This window comes from Pontibacter indicus (assembly GCF_900156345.1).
GTDB classification, from domain to species: domain Bacteria; phylum Bacteroidota; class Bacteroidia; order Cytophagales; family Hymenobacteraceae; genus Pontibacter; species Pontibacter indicus.
This window is the reverse complement of record NZ_FTPP01000003.1, coordinates 27,633-46,471: the sequence shown is the minus strand read 5'-3', so window position 1 is coordinate 46,471 and position 18,839 is coordinate 27,633. Positions and strand designations below refer to the sequence as shown.

Here is an 18,839-nt window from a genome sequence, read left to right as displayed (position 1 = left end):
AGTACTATACCAGGTATATGCTTACATACCATCCGCACTTCTAAATAGTTGTCAGTCAGAGTTATTCGCTTTTTTTGTTTAGAGTATGAAAGAGGAACATTGGTTACAAACTCACCGCGAAAATTGCAAAACGGAGACAGTAGGCTTCTAAATGATTTGGCCGGATTCTGTGTGGTACCTTTTCCCTTTGGGCAGTACGTGCATGACCATGTTTTCGAGGCAGAGGGGTTCATCGGGTGCCAGTTGTGCATAGTTATTCTCCTTTAGGTGTCTGCCGTCAAACAGAACCACCAACCCGGAGCCTATGGTCTCCAGGCAGTTCCCATCCTTTATGAGCACGGCCGTGTCTTCTCCAAGCCCTACGCCGATCAGGTTGGGGTGGGCGGCCAGGCTCTCGATCATCCTCGGGATGCGGCGGCGGTTCACAAAGTGGGTGTCGATTAATACATTGGTCAGGAAGCCCAATCCGTATCCCAGCTCAACAGCCCCTTTCACGAGCACGTTCTGTTCTGCCGCGCCCAAGATCATCACTTCGGCCAAGGCCATCGCGCCGGCGCTGGTCCCGGAGATCAGGAATTTCTCCTCTTGCCAGTACCTTTCCTGTAAAATTTTTAAGGCTTGCGTACCAGCAAAGACCTTTGTGATTCTGCTCTGGTCGCCCCCGGTGAACATAACGGCATCTGTGTTCTGCAGGCGCTCTAGGTTCTCGGGTCTGGCAATGTCTTCTTTTGTCTGCAGGTGCAGGGCGCCTACGTTGTCGCAGCCAAGCAGCAGGAAGCCATCGTAGTAGGCCCGGGCCATCTCCTCCGGTATGTGGGAGGCTGTCGTGATCACCTCGATGCGGGTGCCTAGTCCGTGAAGCTCATCGTGAATGCGCTTCAGGATGCCGCTCTCAAAAAAACGGATACGATCACGCAGGTGCCCTTCATCTGGTAAGGGTTGGGTGCCTTTGTCTTCGTTGCCGCCTATCGCCACTATTTTGCCTTTCGGAAATCGCATAGGTTCTCTTCTAATGTCATTGGTGTTTAGAGTGCTCGTCGCAGGTATCGGTTACAGCACGGATATTTTCCTGCGCCGCCAGAAACATGATGCGCTCATTTGTAACTTATTACGAGTCAGGGACTCCAATAGAATATCGAACAGTTTATCCATCACTAAAAACATACATCATGAAAAGTTTAGAGAAAATCAAAACCGCCGTACTGGCCTGCCTGCTTAGTGTTTTCGCCTTCGGGTCCACAGTGCTGGCGCAGGGCAACCCAACGCTATCGGATGCGGAGGTAGCCTCGGCTGCCGTGACGGCCAACCAGATTGACATTGATTTTGCGGCCATCGCAAAGGAGAAGTCCAAAGATACTCAGGTGTTGAAGTTTGCCGAGACCATGGCGAATGACCACCGCGCGGTGATAGAGCAGGCGGTGGCGCTGGCGAAGAAGCTCTCCGTGACGCCCAAGGACAATGCCGTAACCCAACAGTTGAAAGCCGATGCCGAGAAAACCAAAGCACAATTGCGCGCCAAGTCAGGAAAGGCATTTGACAAAGCCTACATTGACAACGAGGTGGCTTACCATACTTCCGTTATCTCGGCGGTGAAGGACCTGCTGATTCCGGAAACTGAAAACGAGGAACTGAAGGAACTGCTGATGTCGGTGGTGCCGGCCTTGGAAGCCCACCTAGAGCACGCGAAAATGATCCAGCACAATATGTCCAAAAAATGATGTTTTCTGTATTGATGGCGGTGTACAAAGTGCTGCTCCCTTGCGCGCTGCTCCTGCTGGCAGGTTCTCCAATGGCAGCGGAAAAACAGGCCAGCAAAACACACCGCGTGGAGATTGCGCAGATGAAGTTCAACCCGTCGAGTCTGAGCGTGCGGCCTGGCGATACGGTGGTGTTCGTAAACCTGGACGTGGTGACGCACGATGTGACGGAGGCATCTGGGAAGTTGTGGAAATCACCGCCTTTGGCTGCCAAAAGCACCTGGAAGAAAGTTATGAAAACCAGCGCCAATTACTACTGCAGTTTACACCCCGTTATGAAAGGCACGATCACTGTCAAGTGATGTCTAAGCAGGAGGGTGGATGCCTGCTCAAGGAGGAGGGAGGCAGGTATGGTGTTTAGTTTTCGGGAATTAATCTTAACTTTAAGTCTCGCGTGTGAGGTGCCCTATTCGAGAACGCGTTTGTTATTTTTAATTAAATCATTGATTTATAAAGCTTAGCGGGTTGTGTAAACATGGCCTTAGCGTCACTTCTGAAGAGCCTCAAACCTGGGTTTGGGGCTCTTTTTGTTTCTAATGGTTTTAATCCCAAACCCTTTGGGCAATTTCCAGTTAAAACATTTTTGTTCACTAACGTCTCTACATGGAAAACTTTGTCAAAATTCAGGTGCCGGTTACGATCTCTTACCCTGCTCTGGAGCATGTGCTCAAACAGCAGCTGGTAGGCGAATACATCCCCAAGCCCTCCGAAGATTCGAACGAAAGTCCATACGCGCAGATTCTGGATGTTGGGCTGGCAGGCAGCAGCTCAGGTTCAGGCGACATCATCCTTCGGGTCAGGATCCGGATTCTGAGAACCATCCTTAAACGCGACAACGTGGACCTGTACGTGCAGGCAACACCCGGCTACGACAATGACACGCAACAGGTATACATCCGCCGGTTCAACATGGAAGCCCAGACGTCCAGCCGCTTTTATAATTCCTCGCTCGAGGTGCTGGTCAACAGGGTGGCCTATAACCAGATCATCCAGAAGGCGAGGGTGAACGTGCAGCAGATTATTGCAGGCGAGCTGACCAAGGCGAACGGGATGCTGGAAACAGGTATGGAACTGAAAGGACTTAAGCTCAATGGCGTGGTGGAGGAGGTGCGGGTGCAGGACATCACACCGAAAGCGAACCGGATGTTCCTGAGCCTGGAGCTACAGGCAAAGGTAGAAGTAGACGTGTTCGACCTGAGTGAACTGCTGCCCGCTTAGCCAAGGTTTCACACATCCGGAAATGCCATCGGTTAGTTTATTCATAAGTTTTCTTCTCTGGAATCGTAAAATCATGCCGCTCGGTAAAAGGTTGATAACTAGGTAGATTAAACCAAAAAATGCCTGAAGCGTTGTATACAGATACCGTGTGTAGCGTGAATAAGAACATTAGACTTTGCGAATTAAAGAAAAAGGTCTACTTTTGCACTCCCAACACGGGGAAACAAATAGTACTGATTCTGTAGCTCAGCTGGTAGAGCAATACACTTTTAATGTATGGGTCCTGGGTTCGAATCCCAGCGGGATCACTGAAAACGAGAGGCTGTTTACGCAAGTAGGCAGCCTCTCATGTTTTTAACCTACTTCCTATACCTACAATATTCACTTTTCAGGTATAGGAAGCTGCCTACGCAGCGATATACAGCAGCTCGATCTATACCTAAAAACAGAAATCCCCGGCTACTGTGCGGCAACCGGGGATTTTCAGGTATTGTTTCAAAAAATATTACTCGGTCTTGTAGAGCGTCTCAAACAGCTTGTATTTGTACTGCTTGTATTCCTGTAGCACTGCCACCATCGCAAAAACGGTCAGGGCGATCACGACCGGGTATACCATGTACAGCATCGGGTGCAGCAGTGGCAAGAACAGCAGGCCCAGCAGCAGAATGGAGATAAAGCTGTACAGGTATGAGGTTTTGGCACTAAAGCTCAGGATACCACCTTTCACCATCTTAGGGCTTGTAAACGAGGCGATGATGCCAATCGGCGTCAGCACCAGCACAGCGGCAGCGTACATCAGCAGAATAAACGTTGCCTGTCCATGGTTAAAGAATGCCACGTAAAGCACCACTATGGCCGCGTCGATCAGGATCGGCATGCGCAGCGGCAGCAGACTGGCCCGCAGAAACTCCTTGTAGCTTCCGGTAGCGCGCTCTGTCGTCAACCACAGGTTTTTGTAAAAGCCCCACACATTGTTGAACACATAGGTATAGATCACAAGCGGCCCCACAAACAACCAGAGCGTCGCGTTCTTGTCGAGCATGTGAATGCCCTTGGCCGTGTATACCGTAGCGTCGATGCCGAGCATGAGCACCTTGAAGCCCAGACCGAACAACAGAAGCTGCTTGGCCATTTTATGGTTCTTGAAAAGGCGCCAGCCCAAGCTGCGGCGGGCATCGTTGCTGTAGTTTACGGTGCGTCGCTTGGGCTCGTAGGCCGCCTGCTCCAACAGGAAATTAGCCAATATAAAGGAGGCCAGCGAAGCCAGGTGTACTACCAGCATCATCACGGAACTGACAGGCTCAAACATCGGTGCGCGTACTTCCAGGGCGATGAAGGCGCCCACCATAATCACAGCTCCCCAAAAGGCACTACCGCGCCAGTTGATGCGCCGCTCAATGAATACCTGCAGCGAGCGCCTCGTAATGTGCGCCGTCAGAAACACCAGAAAACTCTGCGCCAGGTGCAACACCGTATAGTCAGGCGACATCATGCAAAGCAGCAGCAGGAAGTTAAGCAACACAAAGTAGAAGGGCGACACCAACTCCACCACAAGCTCCGTCCAGAAGCGCTTAAGCGGTTTAATAGGGTAGATGCGGTTAATAAAATCAGCTTTCGGAATATAGGCCGGGAAAAAACCGCGCAGGATCGTGAAGGACAGCAGCAACAGGTTGGTATAGCCCAGCATCTGGCTGACGTCCATATTCAGACCGCCCTCACGCGACTGCTGCAGCAAGTAGGTGAACAGCCAGGCGTAAAAAGCCGACAGCACAATACCCAGCGCCAGCAGGAGCACCCGCTGCATTTTTTTGTGCCGGAAATAGCTGTTGAGTCTTGCCTTGCAGGAATATAAAATCAGATCCATTTACTTGAGTTTAGGAGTTGGGGAGCTGTGGAATTTAGGAGTGTTCTGTCATTCTCAGACTCCTAAACTCTAAAACTCTCAAACTAATTCAACATCCAGTCGATGTCGGCGTCGGCGGCCGTGTGGTGCGGGAGCAGGAGCTGGAACAGGGCCTGGTCGATGAGCGCCTCACCGTTCATCGTGAATTCCTGCACCGATCCGTTGTACATCAGCTGGCCGTCGTTGAGCACCCCGATGTGGGTGGCGACGCGCTCTACGTAGTTGAGGTCGTGCGATGAGATAAGTACCACCCGGTTTGGCGTGCTGTAGTTGCGGATCAGTTTCACCAGCAACTGCGCGGCAATCGGGTCGAGGCCCGTGAAAGGCTCGTCCAGGATAAGCACACGTGGTTTGTGTAGAATGGCGGCCACAATGCCGACTTTCTTTTTCATGCCGGTGGAGTAACCTGCAATGTTTTTGTGCAACGACTCACGCTCCGTGAAAAAGTAATTGGTCAGGCTGTTGATGCGCTGCTGCGCCTCGTCTTCGGGCAGTTTATACAGTTTTGCTACAAAGTTGAGGTATTCCAGACCGGTAAATTCCTCTATTAAAGGATTGTCTTCACAGAGGGCGCCCAGGTCCTGTTTTACTTCCAGGGAATTGGACAGGTAGTCTTTGCCATAGAGCGAAATGGTGCCGCTATCAGGCTTTATGAGATCGAGAATGCTGTTGAGAAAGGTACTTTTGCCAACGCCATTTTTGCCGAGCAGGCAGTAGCACTGGCCTTGCTCTATTGTAATGTCAAGCGATTGCAATACGTGTTTGTTGCCATACGCTTTGGATAATCCTTTTATCTCGATGCTCATACACTTCCCTGGCTAAATATTGTAATATAACTATTCTTAAAGGTGGTATAAATTTAGGTATACACACGAAATAGTCCAAACATTAAATGCGAAACTTAAGCAGGAGGCCACCGACGTCCTCAAAACTTTATGCGCCTTTGTGCTAAACCAACATTGTTAGCTATGCATAAGGTTTCGGTATTTCTCATTTGTTTCCCGTTTTTTCGCATTCACTTACTCAAGCCTTTCAGTACCAAAAACTTGCAACTGCGCCAGAGGTTGAACAGAGGAAGTTAATTTATGTTTTTAGAGTAATCTAAAAAATAAATAAATATAAATCTAAACTTTTGTTTAAGTTTGCCTCGTATTAGCGAAGATAAGCTCAATGAGAAAAATGAAGCATCTATACCTGATTTGTATCTTGTTTGTGATCCCCTCACTAGTGAATGCACAGCCTGGCAGAATAGAGGGGCACGTTATGGCGGGTGAGGCGTCAGCAGCTTTTGCCAGCATTGGTCTAGTTGGAAGCAACTTAGGGGCTACGGCGGATGAGAACGGCCGTTTTGAGCTGGAACAGGTGCCGGCAGGAGCACATAAAGTCAGCGTGTCAGCGATCGGGTACAGGGCACAGGAATTGTCTGTGACCGTAATGTCAGGTGAAGCAGTGACGATTAAAGTGCGCCTGCAGCCGCAGGACGCCCGCCTGCGTGAGGTGGTGGTATCGGGCACCATGCGCGAAACCTACCTGCTGGAATCACCCGTGCCGGTGGAAATCTATACCCCAAAATATTTTCAGAAGAACCCGACTTCGGCTATTTTCGAAGCGCTCGAGATTGTGAACGGCGTGCAGCCCCAGATCAACTGCAGCGTATGCGGCACCGGCGACATCCACATCAATGGCATGGAAGGCGCCTATACCATGGTGCTGATCGACGGCATGCCGATTGTGAGCGCCCTGTCTACCGTGTACGGGCTGAGCGGTATACCCAGCAGCCTGATCGAGCGGGTGGAAGTGGTGAAGGGCCCAGCCTCTACGTTGTACGGCTCCGAAGCGGTGGCGGGGCTTATCAACATCATCACCAAAAGTCCTGCCACGGCCCCGCGTCTTTCTTCCGACCTCTTCTATACCTCGCACCACGAGCTGAACGCAGACATCGGGTATAGCAAGCGCTGGAACCGTGCCTCGACCATGCTCAGCACCAACTATTTCCGGTTTGATGACCGGCGCGATGGAAACGAGGATAATTTTACGGATATTCCGCTGCAACACCGCTTCTCGATCTTCAACAAATGGAGCCTGCACCGGCCGGAAAATCGAGTGGCCAGCCTGGCGGCCCGCTATTATTATGAAGACCGTTTTGGTGGGGAGATGCAGTGGCAACCTATACACAGAGGCGGCGATCAGGTATACGGTGAGTCAGTTTATACCAGTCGTTACGAAGTGCTGGGAAGCTACCAGTTGCCTGTACCTGAAAACCTGCTGTTCAGCTTTTCCTACAACGATCACCAGCAGAATGCTGCTTACGGCGAAACAGTTTACAAAGGGCATCAGCGGGTAGGTTTTGGGCAGTTGGTTTTGGACCGCGACCTGGGAGCGAGGCAGAAGCTGCTGCTGGGCGCTGCGTTACGCTATACCTGGTACGATGACAACACGCCCGCCACGCAGGAAACTGCAAACGATGAAAACCGTCCGGATCGCACCTTACTACCAGGAGCCTTTGCCCAGCACGAGTACAAGGCCTCTGACAAGCTCACCCTGCTCTCCGGTCTGCGCTACGACTACCACTCGGCGCACGGCGGCATCCTTTCCCCGCGCCTGAGCATGCGCTGGGCCCCGAACGAAGACAATGTCTTCCGTCTGAGCATGGGCAACGGCTATCGGGTGGTCAACCTGTTCACCGAAGACCATGCCGCCCTGACGGGTGCCCGCGAAGTGGTCGTCCGGAATGAATTGAAGCCGGAGCAATCCTACAACGTCAACCTGAACTACCAGCGCTACATTCCGCTCGGCAGCGGTTTTCTAAACCTGGAAGGGGCGGCTTTCTATACCTATTTCACGAACAAGATCATCGCCGATTTCCTGACCAACAACACACAGATCATTTACGACAACCTGAGCGGACATGCCATTTCCAAAGGTATAGCCCTGAACACCGAACTGGCTTTTACCTTCCCGCTTCGTCTGCATGCCGGTGCTACCCTGATGGACGTGTACCAGGTGCAGCACACGCCCGAGCAGGGGAAGGAGCGGATTCCACAGCTACATGCCCCTCGATTTTCAGGTACTTTCACGGCCTCGTACCAGTTCAGGCAGCTTGGTCTCACCCTGGATTATACCGGCAGTGTAAAGGGACCGATGCACCTACCGGTGCAGGAAAACGATTTCAGGCCTGAAAAGTCGCCTTGGTTTAGTCTGCAGAACCTGCAAGCTACCAAAACGATGGGAGAGGGGCTGGAACTGTACGGCGGCGTAAAAAACCTGCTGAACTTTATGCCCAAGCACCCACTGATGCGTCCCTTCGATCCGTTTGACCGGCAGGTGCAGGTAGATAACCCATATAGCTACAGCTTCGACACGGAATACAATTATGCGCCCATGCAAGGACGGCGATTTTTCCTGGGCATCCGCTATACCTTGCCGCAGTAGCTATCGACCTGAGTGATTGGTGGATAAGGTATAGGCGAGAGTGCCATACCTCGTCCTCTGTCAAAAAAATGCGTTTGATGCTGCCAGGCTGTTGCAATTCTCAATTCTGCAGTATACTTTTGCAAACCTATTCAGCTGCGCACGTGGTGAAACTGGTAGACACGCCATCTTGAGGGGGTGGTGCCTTCGGGTGTGGGAGTTCGAATCTCCCCGCGCGCACTCTAAAAGCTCTGTTCTTAACTGAATGGGGCTTTTTTTATGTCTATACCTGTCAGGATTCTTGACGCAACGATTAGAGTACCTATTATTTCAGGTGTAGCAATCTCCTATGGCGCGAGCGTCCTCGCGCGTGTCTAGTATGCTGGGGCCTCCGGCCCTGTACCAGGTATAGCTGGCGTGGGATGTTTATACCTGGCGTAGCTTCAGCCATTCTATGCTTTAAGCGAACTTGTTCTATAGCTTGCCCTGGCCGGGCGGGCCCTACTTTTTTCTTGATAAAAAAAGTAGGCAAAAAAATCAAGACGCTCCAAACTCGCTGAACGCTCCAAACTCGCTGAACGCTCAAACAGTGGAGCACCGAAAAATGCACCTGGCTAAGGCTATTTGTTTCATTGCTTCGGGGGCAAGTTAGTCTTGCTATACCTGCCGGTAACTGTCATTTCGACCAGCGGGAGAAATCTGGTACAGACCACATGCAAACTCCAGATTTCTCCCGCTGGTCGAAATGACAGAATCAAACCAGCGAATGACACTATGCTACAGGGCTATATCTGTGAATTGGTAACTTCAAGTTCCCCGCCTTAAACTTTAAGAAGGCCTCTTCCCCAGGAGGGGTTAGGGGTGGTTGAACCCAGTAGATCAGAAAATAATTACAGGGCTTATACCTGCGAACTGGCAACTACAGAAAATCCCCCTTGTGGGTAGAGGGACTTTAATCGTTCCCAGTTTTCCGGCTTGTGAAGTGCAGGACTTTGTCAATCGTGCACGAGCATCAGTATAATTTCTTAACCCTAAAAACCCCAACTTGCCCTACATCTTCCGCTCAAACGGATTTTCGGGCTTCACGAGCATCACCTGCTCACGTTCCACTACCACAGCTCCAGCCGGAGCGCCCTTCGGTTTACGGACCCATTTCTTAGGGGTATAGAGAACAGGGCAGAGCGAGTCGCTTTTGCGTTTGCTGTAGTAGGCGGCCAGTTGGGCGGCTTTCTCGAGAACGGTATTGGGAATAGCTTTGCCGGCTTGGTACTTGATCACTACATGCGAGCCTGACACGTCTTTGGCATGGAGCCAGATGTCTTCTTTGTAGGTATGGCGCTGCGTGAGCAGATCGTTGTTCTGGGCGCTTTTGCCTACCAGAATTTTGAATCCCTCTGTCTCAAACAAACGGAAAGGGGCTTCCTGCTGGGCTTGCTGCTTGGTGGTGAGTAAGTGGGCGTATTCTTTCAGGTATAGTTTCAGGGCCTTGTAGGTCTTGACTTGCTCCAGTGCCTGCAGGGCATCCTCCAGCACAATGGCCTCTTCCAGTTTCCGCTCCTGGCGTTCTTCCAGCTGACTCACTTCCACATGCTGTTTCTTGGCTTTGCGGTACAGGCGCTCGGCTTGTTTCTGAGGGGTTTCGGTGGCCTTGAGTTTAAACTTCCGCATACGGTCGGTATAGAAGTCGTAGAGCTCTACCTCGGTGGCGCGGGGCGGAATGTTGGTGAGGTTGGCCATGATGATGTCGGCAATCTGGGAGTAGGAGCGGCCGTGGCGCAGTTCGTGTAGTCGGGCTTCTGTTTGCTCGAGTATGGCCTGCGTGGCGCGCTGCTTCTTAAGGAGTTGCTGCTGCGTCTGCTCAAACAAACGTTCGAAGCCGGTCTCGCTCAGGTAACTGCGCGTAAAGCCGTTCAGCGCCTCCATCGGTGTATGGTATACCTGGAGCACCTCGCCAAGCTCCAGCAGCGAGAGACGCAGCTTGCCTTGCAGACGAATGATGTAGTAAGCTTGTGGCGCATCCAATATTTCAAGCAAAGCCTGCACCATTTCCCACTTTTCATCAAGCGGGGCAGTGGTATACCCTTGCTGCTCCAGGTATAGGGCAGGCAGGTCGCCGAAGGTCGGGTATACCTGCCGGAGGTTGCCCTCGGCTGTGGCAAAGGCTTCGAAATTCTGCCGGATGGAGCGGTCCATGCTGAAGGGATCCAGCTCTAGGTCAGCGCCAAATTTTTTGTGAAAAGGCTTGAGTGGCTCGCCTTTCTGATACAGCACAATGTTGGCGCGGTTGCCGAAGAGCTTAAACAGCAAGGTATAGCCCTGGCTCAGCTTCAGGTAAAAGCTGCGCTCGTTCAGGTGTTGCACCACATCTTTCACCACACGTCCCTGCAGTTCAGTAAACAGGTTGATCGTATTGGCTCTGGCCCGCTTAAACTCAGTAGGAAAAGAGAGCGACGAAAAATGTGAAGTCAGCATCGCCCGTATGTACAACTCCCGCTCGCCATCGACAAAACCGATCACCAGCTCATCCTTGTTCTGGCTAAAGCAGGAAGCCACCTCCATACCTACCAACTGGGTGCGGAGCTGCTCTGTCAGGTGCTTTAAAAAGTGGTAGTTCTGGTGCATTTATAAAGGTATCAAGTATCACGTATCAAGTAGCACGATGCCTTCAGCGATAGCTTGACAAAGGACTACTAGACAAAGGACTTTTTTTAAACAGATAAAACTGATAAAGTCTTTTGTCAAATTGTCTTCTGTCTCCTTTGTCAATCTTCAAAAAGTCTTGCTACTTGATACGTGTGTCGTGATACGTAAAAGGTTATACCTCCAGCTGCAGGCCGTCGTAGCCGAGTCGGATAAAGTCAGGGAGGGTTTGCTCTACTTCGCGGTGCAGGCCCAAGAGGTGGCTGATGTGTGTCAGGTAGGCGCGTTCGGGTTGCAGGTCTTCGAGCAGTTCCACAGCCTCCTGCAGCGAGAAGTGCGAAATATGCGGTTCCTGCCGCAGGGCGTTGAGCACGATTACTTTAGAACCGCGCACCTTTTCCTTTTCCGCTTCCGAAATGTAGTTGGCGTCGGTAATGTAGGTGAAGTCGCCTACACGGTAGCCGAGCACCGGCAACTTGTAGTGCTTCACCCGGATTGGTGTAAAGCGAACACCTTCCACGTCGAAAGGTTCTTCCTTAATCGGGCGAAGCTCCACGCGCGGAATGCCGGGGTACTGTATACCTGAAAAGATGTAGGCGAACTCCCGCTTGAGTTGCTCCAGCACGCGCTCCTCTCCATAGAGCGGCATGTCCTTGTGCTGCGAGAAGTTGTAGGCGCGGATGTCGTCGAGGCCGGCGGTGTGGTCTTTGTGCTCGTGGGTGAACACCAGGGCATCGAGCGTGCGGATGCGCTCGCGCAGCACCTGCTGGCGGAAATCGGGGCCGGAGTCGATGATGATGCTCTTGCCGGCCACCTGCAGATGCACCGAAACGCGCAGGCGCTTGTCCCGGTAATCGACGGAACGGCACACTTCGCAGGAGCAGCCGATAACTGGTACGCCCTGCGAAGTGCCTGTGCCTAAAAGCGTTACTTTCAATTGGCTCTTTCCTGGTTGCGAATGTCCTGGTAAAGCTGTCGGTTCTTTTCGCTCAGCAGGCTTTCATCCACGGTAATGGTTCTCAGAATGTCGTAAAGGCAGTTGATCTTCCCTTCCAGACTGAAGTACTTGTTCACGACAGCTACTTTCATGTCTTTGAGCACACAGTAGCCTGCTTTAAAATTCCCCTTCTCGTAGCGCAGCACAAAATCCGACTCCGCAAAAATATCCTCCAGCTTGTTTAAAAATGGCCGCGTGTACTTCAGCTCCATCTATAGCTCTCCGGTATGCTTCTTTACAGTCTGCACCAGCATGTCGAAATCAAGCGGCTTCGGCAAGTATTCGTTGATGCCCACTTCCTTGAAGTCTTCCATGGTATAGTTGTTGGCGTTGCCTGTTACGGCAATGATCGGAATGTTGGCGATCTGCTCGTCTTTGTGCGCACGGATCTCTTTGGAGCACTCCATGCCGTTTTTGATGGGAATGTTCAGGTCCATCAAAATGGCGTCGATCCGGTTATTTTCTACCTGCTTGATCACTTCGCTGCCGTTCTTCGCGGTCAGGATTTTGTAGTTCTGAAGTTCCAGTATCTTCTTTGTCAGGTTCAGGATCACAGAGCTGTCCTCTGCAATCAGGATGGTCTTGTTTTCTGCCATGTGATTAATAAACTATAAAATGATCTCTTTATAAGTTTTGCGGTAGTTTTCGTATTGGGCCAGTAGCTTGGCGAAGTTCTCTTCTACGTTGTCGTACTGGTCATGTTTAATATCATGCTCCAGGATTTTGGCAAGCTCGGCCACCTGGTTGATGCCAAGCGTAAAGCCGGTTCCCTTAAGTTGATGCAATGTACTTAAAATACTTTTGTATTGTTGTACCTCCAGCTCTTTTTTGGCCTCTTCGAGCAATTCGCCGGCTTCCTGTTCAAATTCCACATACAGTTGATGCGCAAATTCGGGGCCACCAATCTCCTTGAGCTGTTCTGTTATGGCCAGGTCGATGACAGGTATAGCGTCGGCTTCCGACGTGTCGTCTACCGCTTCGGTCAGCCCGTCGGCGCCTTCGCGCTTCCAGTTCTGCTCGTGCCAGCGCACGATCACCTTGTACAAATCCGAGCTTTTCACCGGCTTGGAAATGTAGTCGTCCATACCCTGGCTCATGAACTTCTCGGCGTCCTCGCGCATGGAGTAGGCGGTCATGGCCACCACAGGCGGACAGGCATGGCCTAGTTTCTCCTTGAGGATGGTGGTAGCCGTCACGCCGTCCATTTCCGGCATCTGGATGTCCATGAATACCATGTTATAGTCGTTGTTGAGCACCCTGTCGATGGCTTCGTAGCCGTTGGAGGCCACATCGGTGCGGCAACCCAGTCGCTCCAGCAGCTTATAGGCTACCTTCTGGTTGATCTGGTTATCATCCACGAGCAGCACGTAGGGCGAGAATTCCAGCACTTCGGCTTCGGCGTTCTGCAGTTGCATGCGCTGCAATTGGGCCTCCACTTCGGCGTTGTTGGCTTTTTTCACTTTTATCGTGAACCAGAAGGTACTGCCATCGTTCGGCTGCGACTCCACCCCGATATCACCACCAAGCAGATGCGTGAGCTGCTTCGAAATAGCCAGTCCGAGACCAGTGCCGCCAAAGGTTTTGGTAGACGAGTTATCGAGCTGCGTGAAGTCAGTGAAGAGCAGTTTCTGGTCTTCCTCGCTTATACCTATACCGGAGTCTTTCACCCGCACCTGCAGCCTGTATTCCTGGCCGTTTAATGGCTCGGCGTCTACGTGTATGCTCACTTCGCCCTCGTTCGTGAACTTGATGGCGTTGGAGGTGAGGTTCGAAAGCACCTGCAGGAAACGCGTCTCGTCGGTGAGCACGTAGCGCGGCGTTCTCGGGGTGATGGTATAGGTGAAGTTCAGGTCCTTTTGCTGGGCGCGGTTCGCGAAGAGCGAGTGAATTTTGTTGAGCGTGTCATGCACGTCCACACCACTTTCATGCAGCACCAACTTACCCGCCTGCATCTTCGATAGGTCGAGAATATCATTCAAAATGGCCAGCAGAGCGTCGGAGGATTTGCGGAGCGTGTCGATATACTCTTTCTGCTCCTCGTCGTTCACGATCTGGCTCAGCAGGTCGATCATGCCGATGATGCCGTTCATCGGTGTGCGCAGCTCGTGGCTCATGTTGGCCAGGAACTGGGTCTTTACCTTGAGTGAATTTTCAGCCTCTTCCTTGGCTTTGAGCAGTGCCACCTGCGTGCGCTTCAGTTCCGAAACATCGCGCAGCACACCCTCCATACCGGCCGGGTTTCCTTCCTGGTCGTAAGTCAGGCGGGCATCGAGCAACACGGTTTTGGTAGAGCCATCCTTGCAGATCATTTCGATCTCGTAGTCACGGATGCTTTCTTGCTCCAGCACCCGCTCTTTTACCTGCGCCCTGTCAGCGGCATTGGCGTACAATCGCTCCGACGACATGCGCTGCACCTCTTTTTCGTTGTAGCCCAACAGGCTGTAGACGGACGGGCTGACCAGCTCGAAGGCGCCGCTCATGGTGGTGCGGTAGTATACGTCCTGGAAGGACTCGAATATGCTTCGGAACTTCACCTCGCTCTGGGCCAGTGCCAGCTGCGAGCGCTTCTTGTCCGTAATGTCGAGGGCTATACCTGAAATCTCCTCAAAGCTTCCGTCCTCGAGGTAAATCGGGTTCAGGTATACCTCGCGCCAACTTTCCGGGTTGTGCAGGTGCACCTCAAAGTGCTGCGGCTGTCCCTGGAAGGCCTGCAGGTACTTGTCTCGCCAAAACTCGAAGGAGCTTTCGTGGAAATTCAGCACCTCGTCGTCATTAAGCTTGCTATAAAGCTCCAACTCATGGCCGCTTCGGTTGAAGAAGGCGGTCGCGAAGTTTTTGTTAAACGATGTCAGCTCAAAATCACGGTTCAGCGACCACATGTGGTGCGTTCCGGATTCGAAGATGGCGTTGAGGCGCGCGTTTTGGTTGTTGATCTGCTCTTCGTTGCGCTTGCGCTCGATGGCCAGGGCCACCTGGTTCGAGATAAAGTGCAGAATCTCGATATCGGTGTGCACATAGGCGTTCGGATCCTGGTAGTCCTGCAGCGTGATCACCCCGATGATGCGGTCACCGATGGCCAGCGGAGAGCACAGGATCACCTCCGGTATAGCGCCCTGTATGGTGATGTCCTGCTCTCTGGCCAGTTCCAGCAGCTCCGACTTCTGCATGTAAAGCGGCTTGCCCGTCTCGATGATGTATTCTGAGAGGCCATGCGAAAACAGCCGGCGCGTCTGCGTTTTAGAGGATTTGTCCACAAACTGGTCCACCAGGTAGACAAAGTGCAGGTGGCGGTGACTGTCGTCGCACAGGGCAATGTAAATGTTACGCGTCTCGATGATCTTGCTCAGCTCGCGGTGTATGGCCGAGTAGAGCGAGTTGAGGTCCTTGCTGCTGATGGCCAGGTTGGCGATGCTGTAGTATACCTTCTGCAGGCGCTCGGCCTTAATGCGGTCAGTGATGTCGTGCAGAATGGCGCGTGTGGCCACCGGGCGGCCGTCCTGCCAGCTGCAAGTAATGGAGCCGATCAGGTGCACCGGCTTGCCGGCCTTGGTCAGGAACACGGTTTCCATTTTGTTCACGTTCTCGCCCTTGTACAGGTTGCGCAGCTGGTAGATCAGCTTGGCTTTGTAGTAGGGGTGCACAATGTCGTTGAGCGTGAGCGACTCGATGTCGTGGTCGGTATAGCCCAGGCGGTCTTTCCAGGCCTTGTTCACAAAGATGAACTTGTTGTCAACCGAGATGTTCTGAATCAGGTCATGGGCATTGTCGAAGAGGTCCTGCAGACGGATCTTGTTGTCTTTCAGAGCCTCCATGGCAATGCGCTTGTCGGTCATGTCCTTGCCCACGCTGGTCAGGCCAACCAGCTCGCCCTCCGGACCATACTCAAACATGCAGTTCCAGCGCACAGTCTTCACCTGCCCGGACTTGGTGATCAGGTCGCGCTCGTAGTATGAGTTCAGCTGGCGGGTCTCCATCGAACGGACGAAGTCGGCAAAGCGCGCTTCGCGGTCGGAGTCCGGCACCAGCAGGTCGTAGAAGTTCTGCCCGATCAGTTCCTCGCGGCTATACTCCACATAGGTCAGGAAGTAGTCGTTGGCGTAGGCGATGTTGCCGTTTACGTCGAGGCTGTAGTAGATCAGGTTTACCTTTTCGAGGAAGCTGCGGAAGTGGGCCATGGACTCGCGGGCGATCTCCTCGCGGCGTTTCGAGTTCTGCACCATTTTGCGCTCGGTGATATCGCGCTTGAAAACCAGAATATGGTACACGCCGTCGATCATGACCCGGTTCAGGTTGAGCTCGGTGTCCATGGTGGTGCCGTCTTTGCGGACGTTTTTCCAGTCCACCGTGATCGGCTTCCCGGTCACCATCAACTGATCGATCAGCATGGCGGTTTTCTCGGTCGAGCGCATCCCGTCCGGCTGAAACTCCGGCGAGTAGTCCGTAGGGGACTTGCCCACCAGTTCTTCGCGCTTGCAGCGGAAATACTCCAGCGCCTTCTCGTTGCAGTCCACCACAATGCCATCCCGGAACAGCAGGATCGCATCGTACGTCGACTCGAACATGATCTTATACTTGTCCTCGGTATAGGTGAGTTTAAGCTGCAGGTCGTGCTTGGCAATGTAGTTGCCGATGGCGCCCCCGATAAAGTCGAGGAGCGACATAAACGACTGCGTGATCTTGGCATCGTGGCCCGGCCACACCAGCATCAGCGCAATCAGGCCTGCTTCTGAACTAACCGGAAGTACTGTCAGGTGCTGGCCCAGCAGCTCTTCCAACTGCTGAATGGTGTCGTGCAGGGCTTTGCTGCGGTCAGCCTGTATAAGCTGCTCTGCCTGTGCTCGGGGCAGCGCAATGGAGGTCGGGAGGTTGCCGGAAAGTATCTCGCCGGTACTGAAGGAAAGCAACACCCTGCCTGCTTCCACGTCATAGGTATAGACCGCGCCTCCGATGATGTCGGTTTTGTCCAGCAGCTCTTTCAGGGTGGAGCGCAGCACATCTTCGCGACTCTCCGCACCCGATAGGTTAGTGATCAGGTGGTTGACGAACTCCAACTGGTGGTTGCGGAAACGCACGTTACGCTCGGCGCCAACGGCCTCGTACAGGTTTTTGGCGGATCCGAATATCACTGTCTGGCCATTGAAGCTGCCTTTTTTGAGGGAAATCTCCACGGGCATCAGCTCCTGGTCTGTTTCGCGAAGCCACCACTCAAAGCGCTGCGGCTCGCCCTTCAGGGTAGTCTGCAACTGATTGCGCAGGGCAACACGCTCAAACAGGTTGAGCTCAAATTGCTTAAAGAGTGAATTGCCGATGATTTCCTCTTTCCTCACCCCCACCAGATTCGAGGCGCTCTGGTTGATGTCGATGAACAAACCGTTGCGGTCGAGGATAAAGAGTGGCTCGGCGCTGTCGTCGAACAGGTTGTGGTAGCTGGAGTCGGTGGCGTCTGCCGCGGCGCTCTCCGGAATATCAAAGTATAGGAAGGACTGCCCCTTAAACTGCAGTTGCTGACACTGGAAAGAGCTTGGATTGCCCTGGCGGTCCATGATTTCGCCTGTCACTTTCTCCTGCTGAACCAGCGATACCTTAAAGGCTGCAAAGTCGTCTTCATCAGCCAGTCCAATGAACGGACGAATGGTGGCTCCCTGCTGAAGGGGCAGTATCGTCTCAGCTTTGGGGTTGGCAGCCAGCATTTCCCCTGTGGCGGAGGCCACCAGCAGGGCATGGTCTGCCGGGGATAGCTGACCGAGCACCTGCAGCAGGTTTTCGGCCAATGTGGTCAGGTTTTCAGTAGTTTGTTGACTAGGTATCAGTGACATTTGGTGAAGTTCAGTTCTCGTTTAAACCCATAAATTAGTAAAAAAACAAAAGCAAAGGCATTTTTGCTTCCTGAATAAAAAGAAAGGGAGTTAATTTGTGACATATTCACAAAGTAAAATCCCCGCCCCGTCCATGTCTGCAACGCAAGCCCCCCGTTTTCTGATCGTGGTAGTTGGCCCTACAGCCGTAGGCAAAACCGATCTGTGCGTGCGTCTGGCGCAGCATTTTGGCACCGAGATCATTTCGGCCGACTCCCGTCAGTTTTACCAGGAAATGTCAATCGGTACAGCCAAGCCGACTTTGGAGGAGCAGCAAGGTATACGGCACCATTTTGTGGACTCGCACCCGATCGCGGAGGTATACAATGCCGGCGCCTACGAGCAGGATGTGCTGGCATTGCTCGGGAAGCTGTTCCAACAGCATGAGGCCGTGATTTTGACGGGCGGCTCGGGGCTGTACGTGCGGGCCGTGACCGATGGGATGGACGAGATGCCCGAAACAGACACGGCCGTGCGTGAAAGCCTGACCACTCTTTACCAGCAGGAGGGACTACAGCCTTTGTTAGTGCAGCTGCAACAACTCGACCCAGCCTATTACGAACGGGTGGACAAGGCCAATCCGCAGCGTGTGATACGCGCCCTGGAGGTATGCCTTTCGAGCGGGCAGCCTTATTCTGACTTCCGGAAATCAGAAGCCCGGGAGCGCCCTTTTCACATCATCAAAATCGGTCTGAACCGCGACCGACAGGAGCTTTATGAGCGCATTGACCGCCGCATGGACCTGATGCTGGAGCAGGGATTGTTAGAGGAGGCCAAAGCCCTATACCCATACCGTGCGCACAACGCCTTGCAAACGGTGGGCTACAAAGAGATATTCGATTTTCTGGAGGGGCAGTATGACTGGGCGGAAGCGGTGCGCCTGCTCAAGCGCAACAGCCGGCGCTATGCCAAACGGCAACTCACCTGGTTTCACAAACACGGCGACTATACCTGGTTTCATCCGGAGCAATGGGATGAGATGCTGACGTTCATCGGGGAGCAGATGGGACAAGCCAGACAGGTATAGGTATAGGTATAGGTATAGGTATAGGTATAGG

At 52.7% G+C, this 18,839-nt stretch carries 13 protein-coding genes and 2 tRNA genes; 7 read left to right on the top strand and 8 right to left on the bottom strand.

The annotated features are described in order from the left end of the window. Nucleotides 1-147: 147 nt before the first annotated feature. Complete coding sequence (locus B0B12_RS14985) at nucleotides 148-999, bottom strand: cyanophycinase (protein ID WP_076670521.1); 852 nt, start codon at nucleotides 997-999, stop codon at nucleotides 148-150. A gap of 170 nt (nucleotides 1,000-1,169) precedes the next feature. Here B0B12_RS14985 and B0B12_RS14980 point away from each other — a divergent pair, with 170 nt between their 5' ends. From B0B12_RS14980 to B0B12_RS14965, 4 genes are all read left to right on the top strand, one after another. Next, nucleotides 1,170-1,718 (top strand): DUF4142 domain-containing protein, encoded by a 549-nt coding sequence (locus tag B0B12_RS14980; protein WP_076670518.1) that lies wholly within the window; start codon nucleotides 1,170-1,172, stop codon nucleotides 1,716-1,718. After that, a complete protein-coding gene (locus B0B12_RS14975) occupies nucleotides 1,715-2,059 on the top strand; it encodes a plastocyanin/azurin family copper-binding protein (protein ID WP_212564617.1) in 345 nt (114 codons plus the stop codon). Before B0B12_RS14980 ends, B0B12_RS14975 begins: the two co-directional genes overlap by 4 nt. A 301-nt stretch (nucleotides 2,060-2,360) precedes the next feature. Continuing rightward, nucleotides 2,361-2,975, top strand: a complete 615-nt coding sequence (locus tag B0B12_RS14970; protein ID WP_076670515.1) for a DUF4403 family protein — start codon at nucleotides 2,361-2,363, stop codon at nucleotides 2,973-2,975. A 235-nt stretch (nucleotides 2,976-3,210) separates the two neighbouring features. Beyond that, nucleotides 3,211-3,283: transfer RNA gene (locus B0B12_RS14965), tRNA-Lys, on the top strand. Between the two features lie 197 nt (nucleotides 3,284-3,480). Here the strand turns inward: B0B12_RS14965 and B0B12_RS14960 are convergent. Continuing rightward, nucleotides 3,481-4,839, bottom strand: coding sequence for a hypothetical protein (locus B0B12_RS14960; protein WP_076670512.1), 1,359 nt, complete (start codon nucleotides 4,837-4,839; stop codon nucleotides 3,481-3,483). 83 nt (nucleotides 4,840-4,922) lie between these two features. Further along, nucleotides 4,923-5,684, bottom strand: coding sequence for an ABC transporter ATP-binding protein (locus B0B12_RS14955; RefSeq protein ID WP_076670510.1), 762 nt, complete (start codon nucleotides 5,682-5,684; stop codon nucleotides 4,923-4,925). A 373-nt stretch (nucleotides 5,685-6,057) separates the two neighbouring features. Here B0B12_RS14955 and B0B12_RS14950 point away from each other — a divergent pair, with 373 nt between their 5' ends. After that, complete coding sequence (locus B0B12_RS14950) at nucleotides 6,058-8,310, top strand: TonB-dependent receptor (RefSeq protein ID WP_076670508.1); 2,253 nt, start codon at nucleotides 6,058-6,060, stop codon at nucleotides 8,308-8,310. A gap of 137 nt (nucleotides 8,311-8,447) precedes the next feature. Continuing rightward, nucleotides 8,448-8,529: transfer RNA gene (locus B0B12_RS14945), tRNA-Leu, on the top strand. An 810-nt stretch (nucleotides 8,530-9,339) separates the two neighbouring features. On the opposite strand, the gene B0B12_RS14940 is transcribed toward B0B12_RS14945, so the two are convergent. The 5 genes from B0B12_RS14940 to B0B12_RS14920 all read right to left on the bottom strand — a co-directional run bounded on the left by B0B12_RS14940 (nucleotide 9,340) and on the right by B0B12_RS14920 (nucleotide 17,742). Beyond that, complete coding sequence (locus B0B12_RS14940) at nucleotides 9,340-10,911, bottom strand: NFACT RNA binding domain-containing protein (protein WP_076670505.1); 1,572 nt, start codon at nucleotides 10,909-10,911, stop codon at nucleotides 9,340-9,342. Between the two features lie 193 nt (nucleotides 10,912-11,104). Then, nucleotides 11,105-11,866 carry an MBL fold metallo-hydrolase gene (locus B0B12_RS14935; RefSeq protein ID WP_076670502.1) on the bottom strand — a complete coding sequence of 254 codons (762 nt, stop codon included), beginning with the start codon at nucleotides 11,864-11,866 and terminating at the stop codon, nucleotides 11,105-11,107. Next, complete coding sequence (locus tag B0B12_RS14930; protein ID WP_076670499.1) at nucleotides 11,863-12,138, bottom strand: hypothetical protein; 276 nt, start codon at nucleotides 12,136-12,138, stop codon at nucleotides 11,863-11,865. Before B0B12_RS14930 ends, B0B12_RS14935 begins: the two co-directional genes overlap by 4 nt. Beyond that, nucleotides 12,139-12,522 (bottom strand): response regulator, encoded by a 384-nt coding sequence (locus B0B12_RS14925; protein WP_076670495.1) that lies wholly within the window; start codon nucleotides 12,520-12,522, stop codon nucleotides 12,139-12,141. A gap of 12 nt (nucleotides 12,523-12,534) precedes the next feature. After that, nucleotides 12,535-17,742 (bottom strand): PAS domain S-box protein, encoded by a 5,208-nt coding sequence (locus B0B12_RS14920; RefSeq protein WP_076670492.1) that lies wholly within the window; start codon nucleotides 17,740-17,742, stop codon nucleotides 12,535-12,537. Nucleotides 17,743-17,875: 133 nt separating this feature from the next. On the opposite strand from B0B12_RS14920, the gene miaA reads away from it, so the two are divergent. Further along, nucleotides 17,876-18,808: a tRNA (adenosine(37)-N6)-dimethylallyltransferase MiaA gene (gene miaA, locus B0B12_RS14915; RefSeq protein WP_076670489.1), complete on the top strand. Its 933-nt coding sequence runs from the start codon at nucleotides 17,876-17,878 to the stop codon at nucleotides 18,806-18,808. The last annotated feature ends 31 nt before the right edge of the window (nucleotides 18,809-18,839 follow it).

What these genes read in the sequence shown, in the direction of transcription:
- B0B12_RS14930 (WP_076670499.1), bottom strand. Translation starts at nt 12,138, where the DNA reads ATGGAGCTGAAGTACACGCGGCCATTTTTAAACAAGCTGGAGGATATT.
- B0B12_RS14925 (WP_076670495.1), bottom strand. Translation starts at nt 12,522, where the DNA reads ATGGCAGAAAACAAGACCATCCTGATTGCAGAGGACAGCTCTGTGATC.
- B0B12_RS14980 (WP_076670518.1), top strand. Translation starts at nt 1,170, where the DNA reads ATGAAAAGTTTAGAGAAAATCAAAACCGCCGTACTGGCCTGCCTGCTT.
- B0B12_RS14975 (WP_212564617.1), top strand. Translation starts at nt 1,715, where the DNA reads ATGATGTTTTCTGTATTGATGGCGGTGTACAAAGTGCTGCTCCCTTGC.
- B0B12_RS14950 (WP_076670508.1), top strand. Translation starts at nt 6,058, where the DNA reads ATGAAGCATCTATACCTGATTTGTATCTTGTTTGTGATCCCCTCACTA.
- B0B12_RS14940 (WP_076670505.1), bottom strand. Translation starts at nt 10,911, where the DNA reads ATGCACCAGAACTACCACTTTTTAAAGCACCTGACAGAGCAGCTCCGC.
- B0B12_RS14955 (WP_076670510.1), bottom strand. Translation starts at nt 5,684, where the DNA reads ATGAGCATCGAGATAAAAGGATTATCCAAAGCGTATGGCAACAAACAC.
- miaA (WP_076670489.1), top strand. Translation starts at nt 17,876, where the DNA reads ATGTCTGCAACGCAAGCCCCCCGTTTTCTGATCGTGGTAGTTGGCCCT.
- B0B12_RS14960 (WP_076670512.1), bottom strand. Translation starts at nt 4,839, where the DNA reads ATGGATCTGATTTTATATTCCTGCAAGGCAAGACTCAACAGCTATTTC.
- B0B12_RS14970 (WP_076670515.1), top strand. Translation starts at nt 2,361, where the DNA reads ATGGAAAACTTTGTCAAAATTCAGGTGCCGGTTACGATCTCTTACCCT.
- B0B12_RS14985 (WP_076670521.1), bottom strand. Translation starts at nt 999, where the DNA reads ATGCGATTTCCGAAAGGCAAAATAGTGGCGATAGGCGGCAACGAAGAC.
- B0B12_RS14920 (WP_076670492.1), bottom strand. Translation starts at nt 17,742, where the DNA reads ATGTCACTGATACCTAGTCAACAAACTACTGAAAACCTGACCACATTG.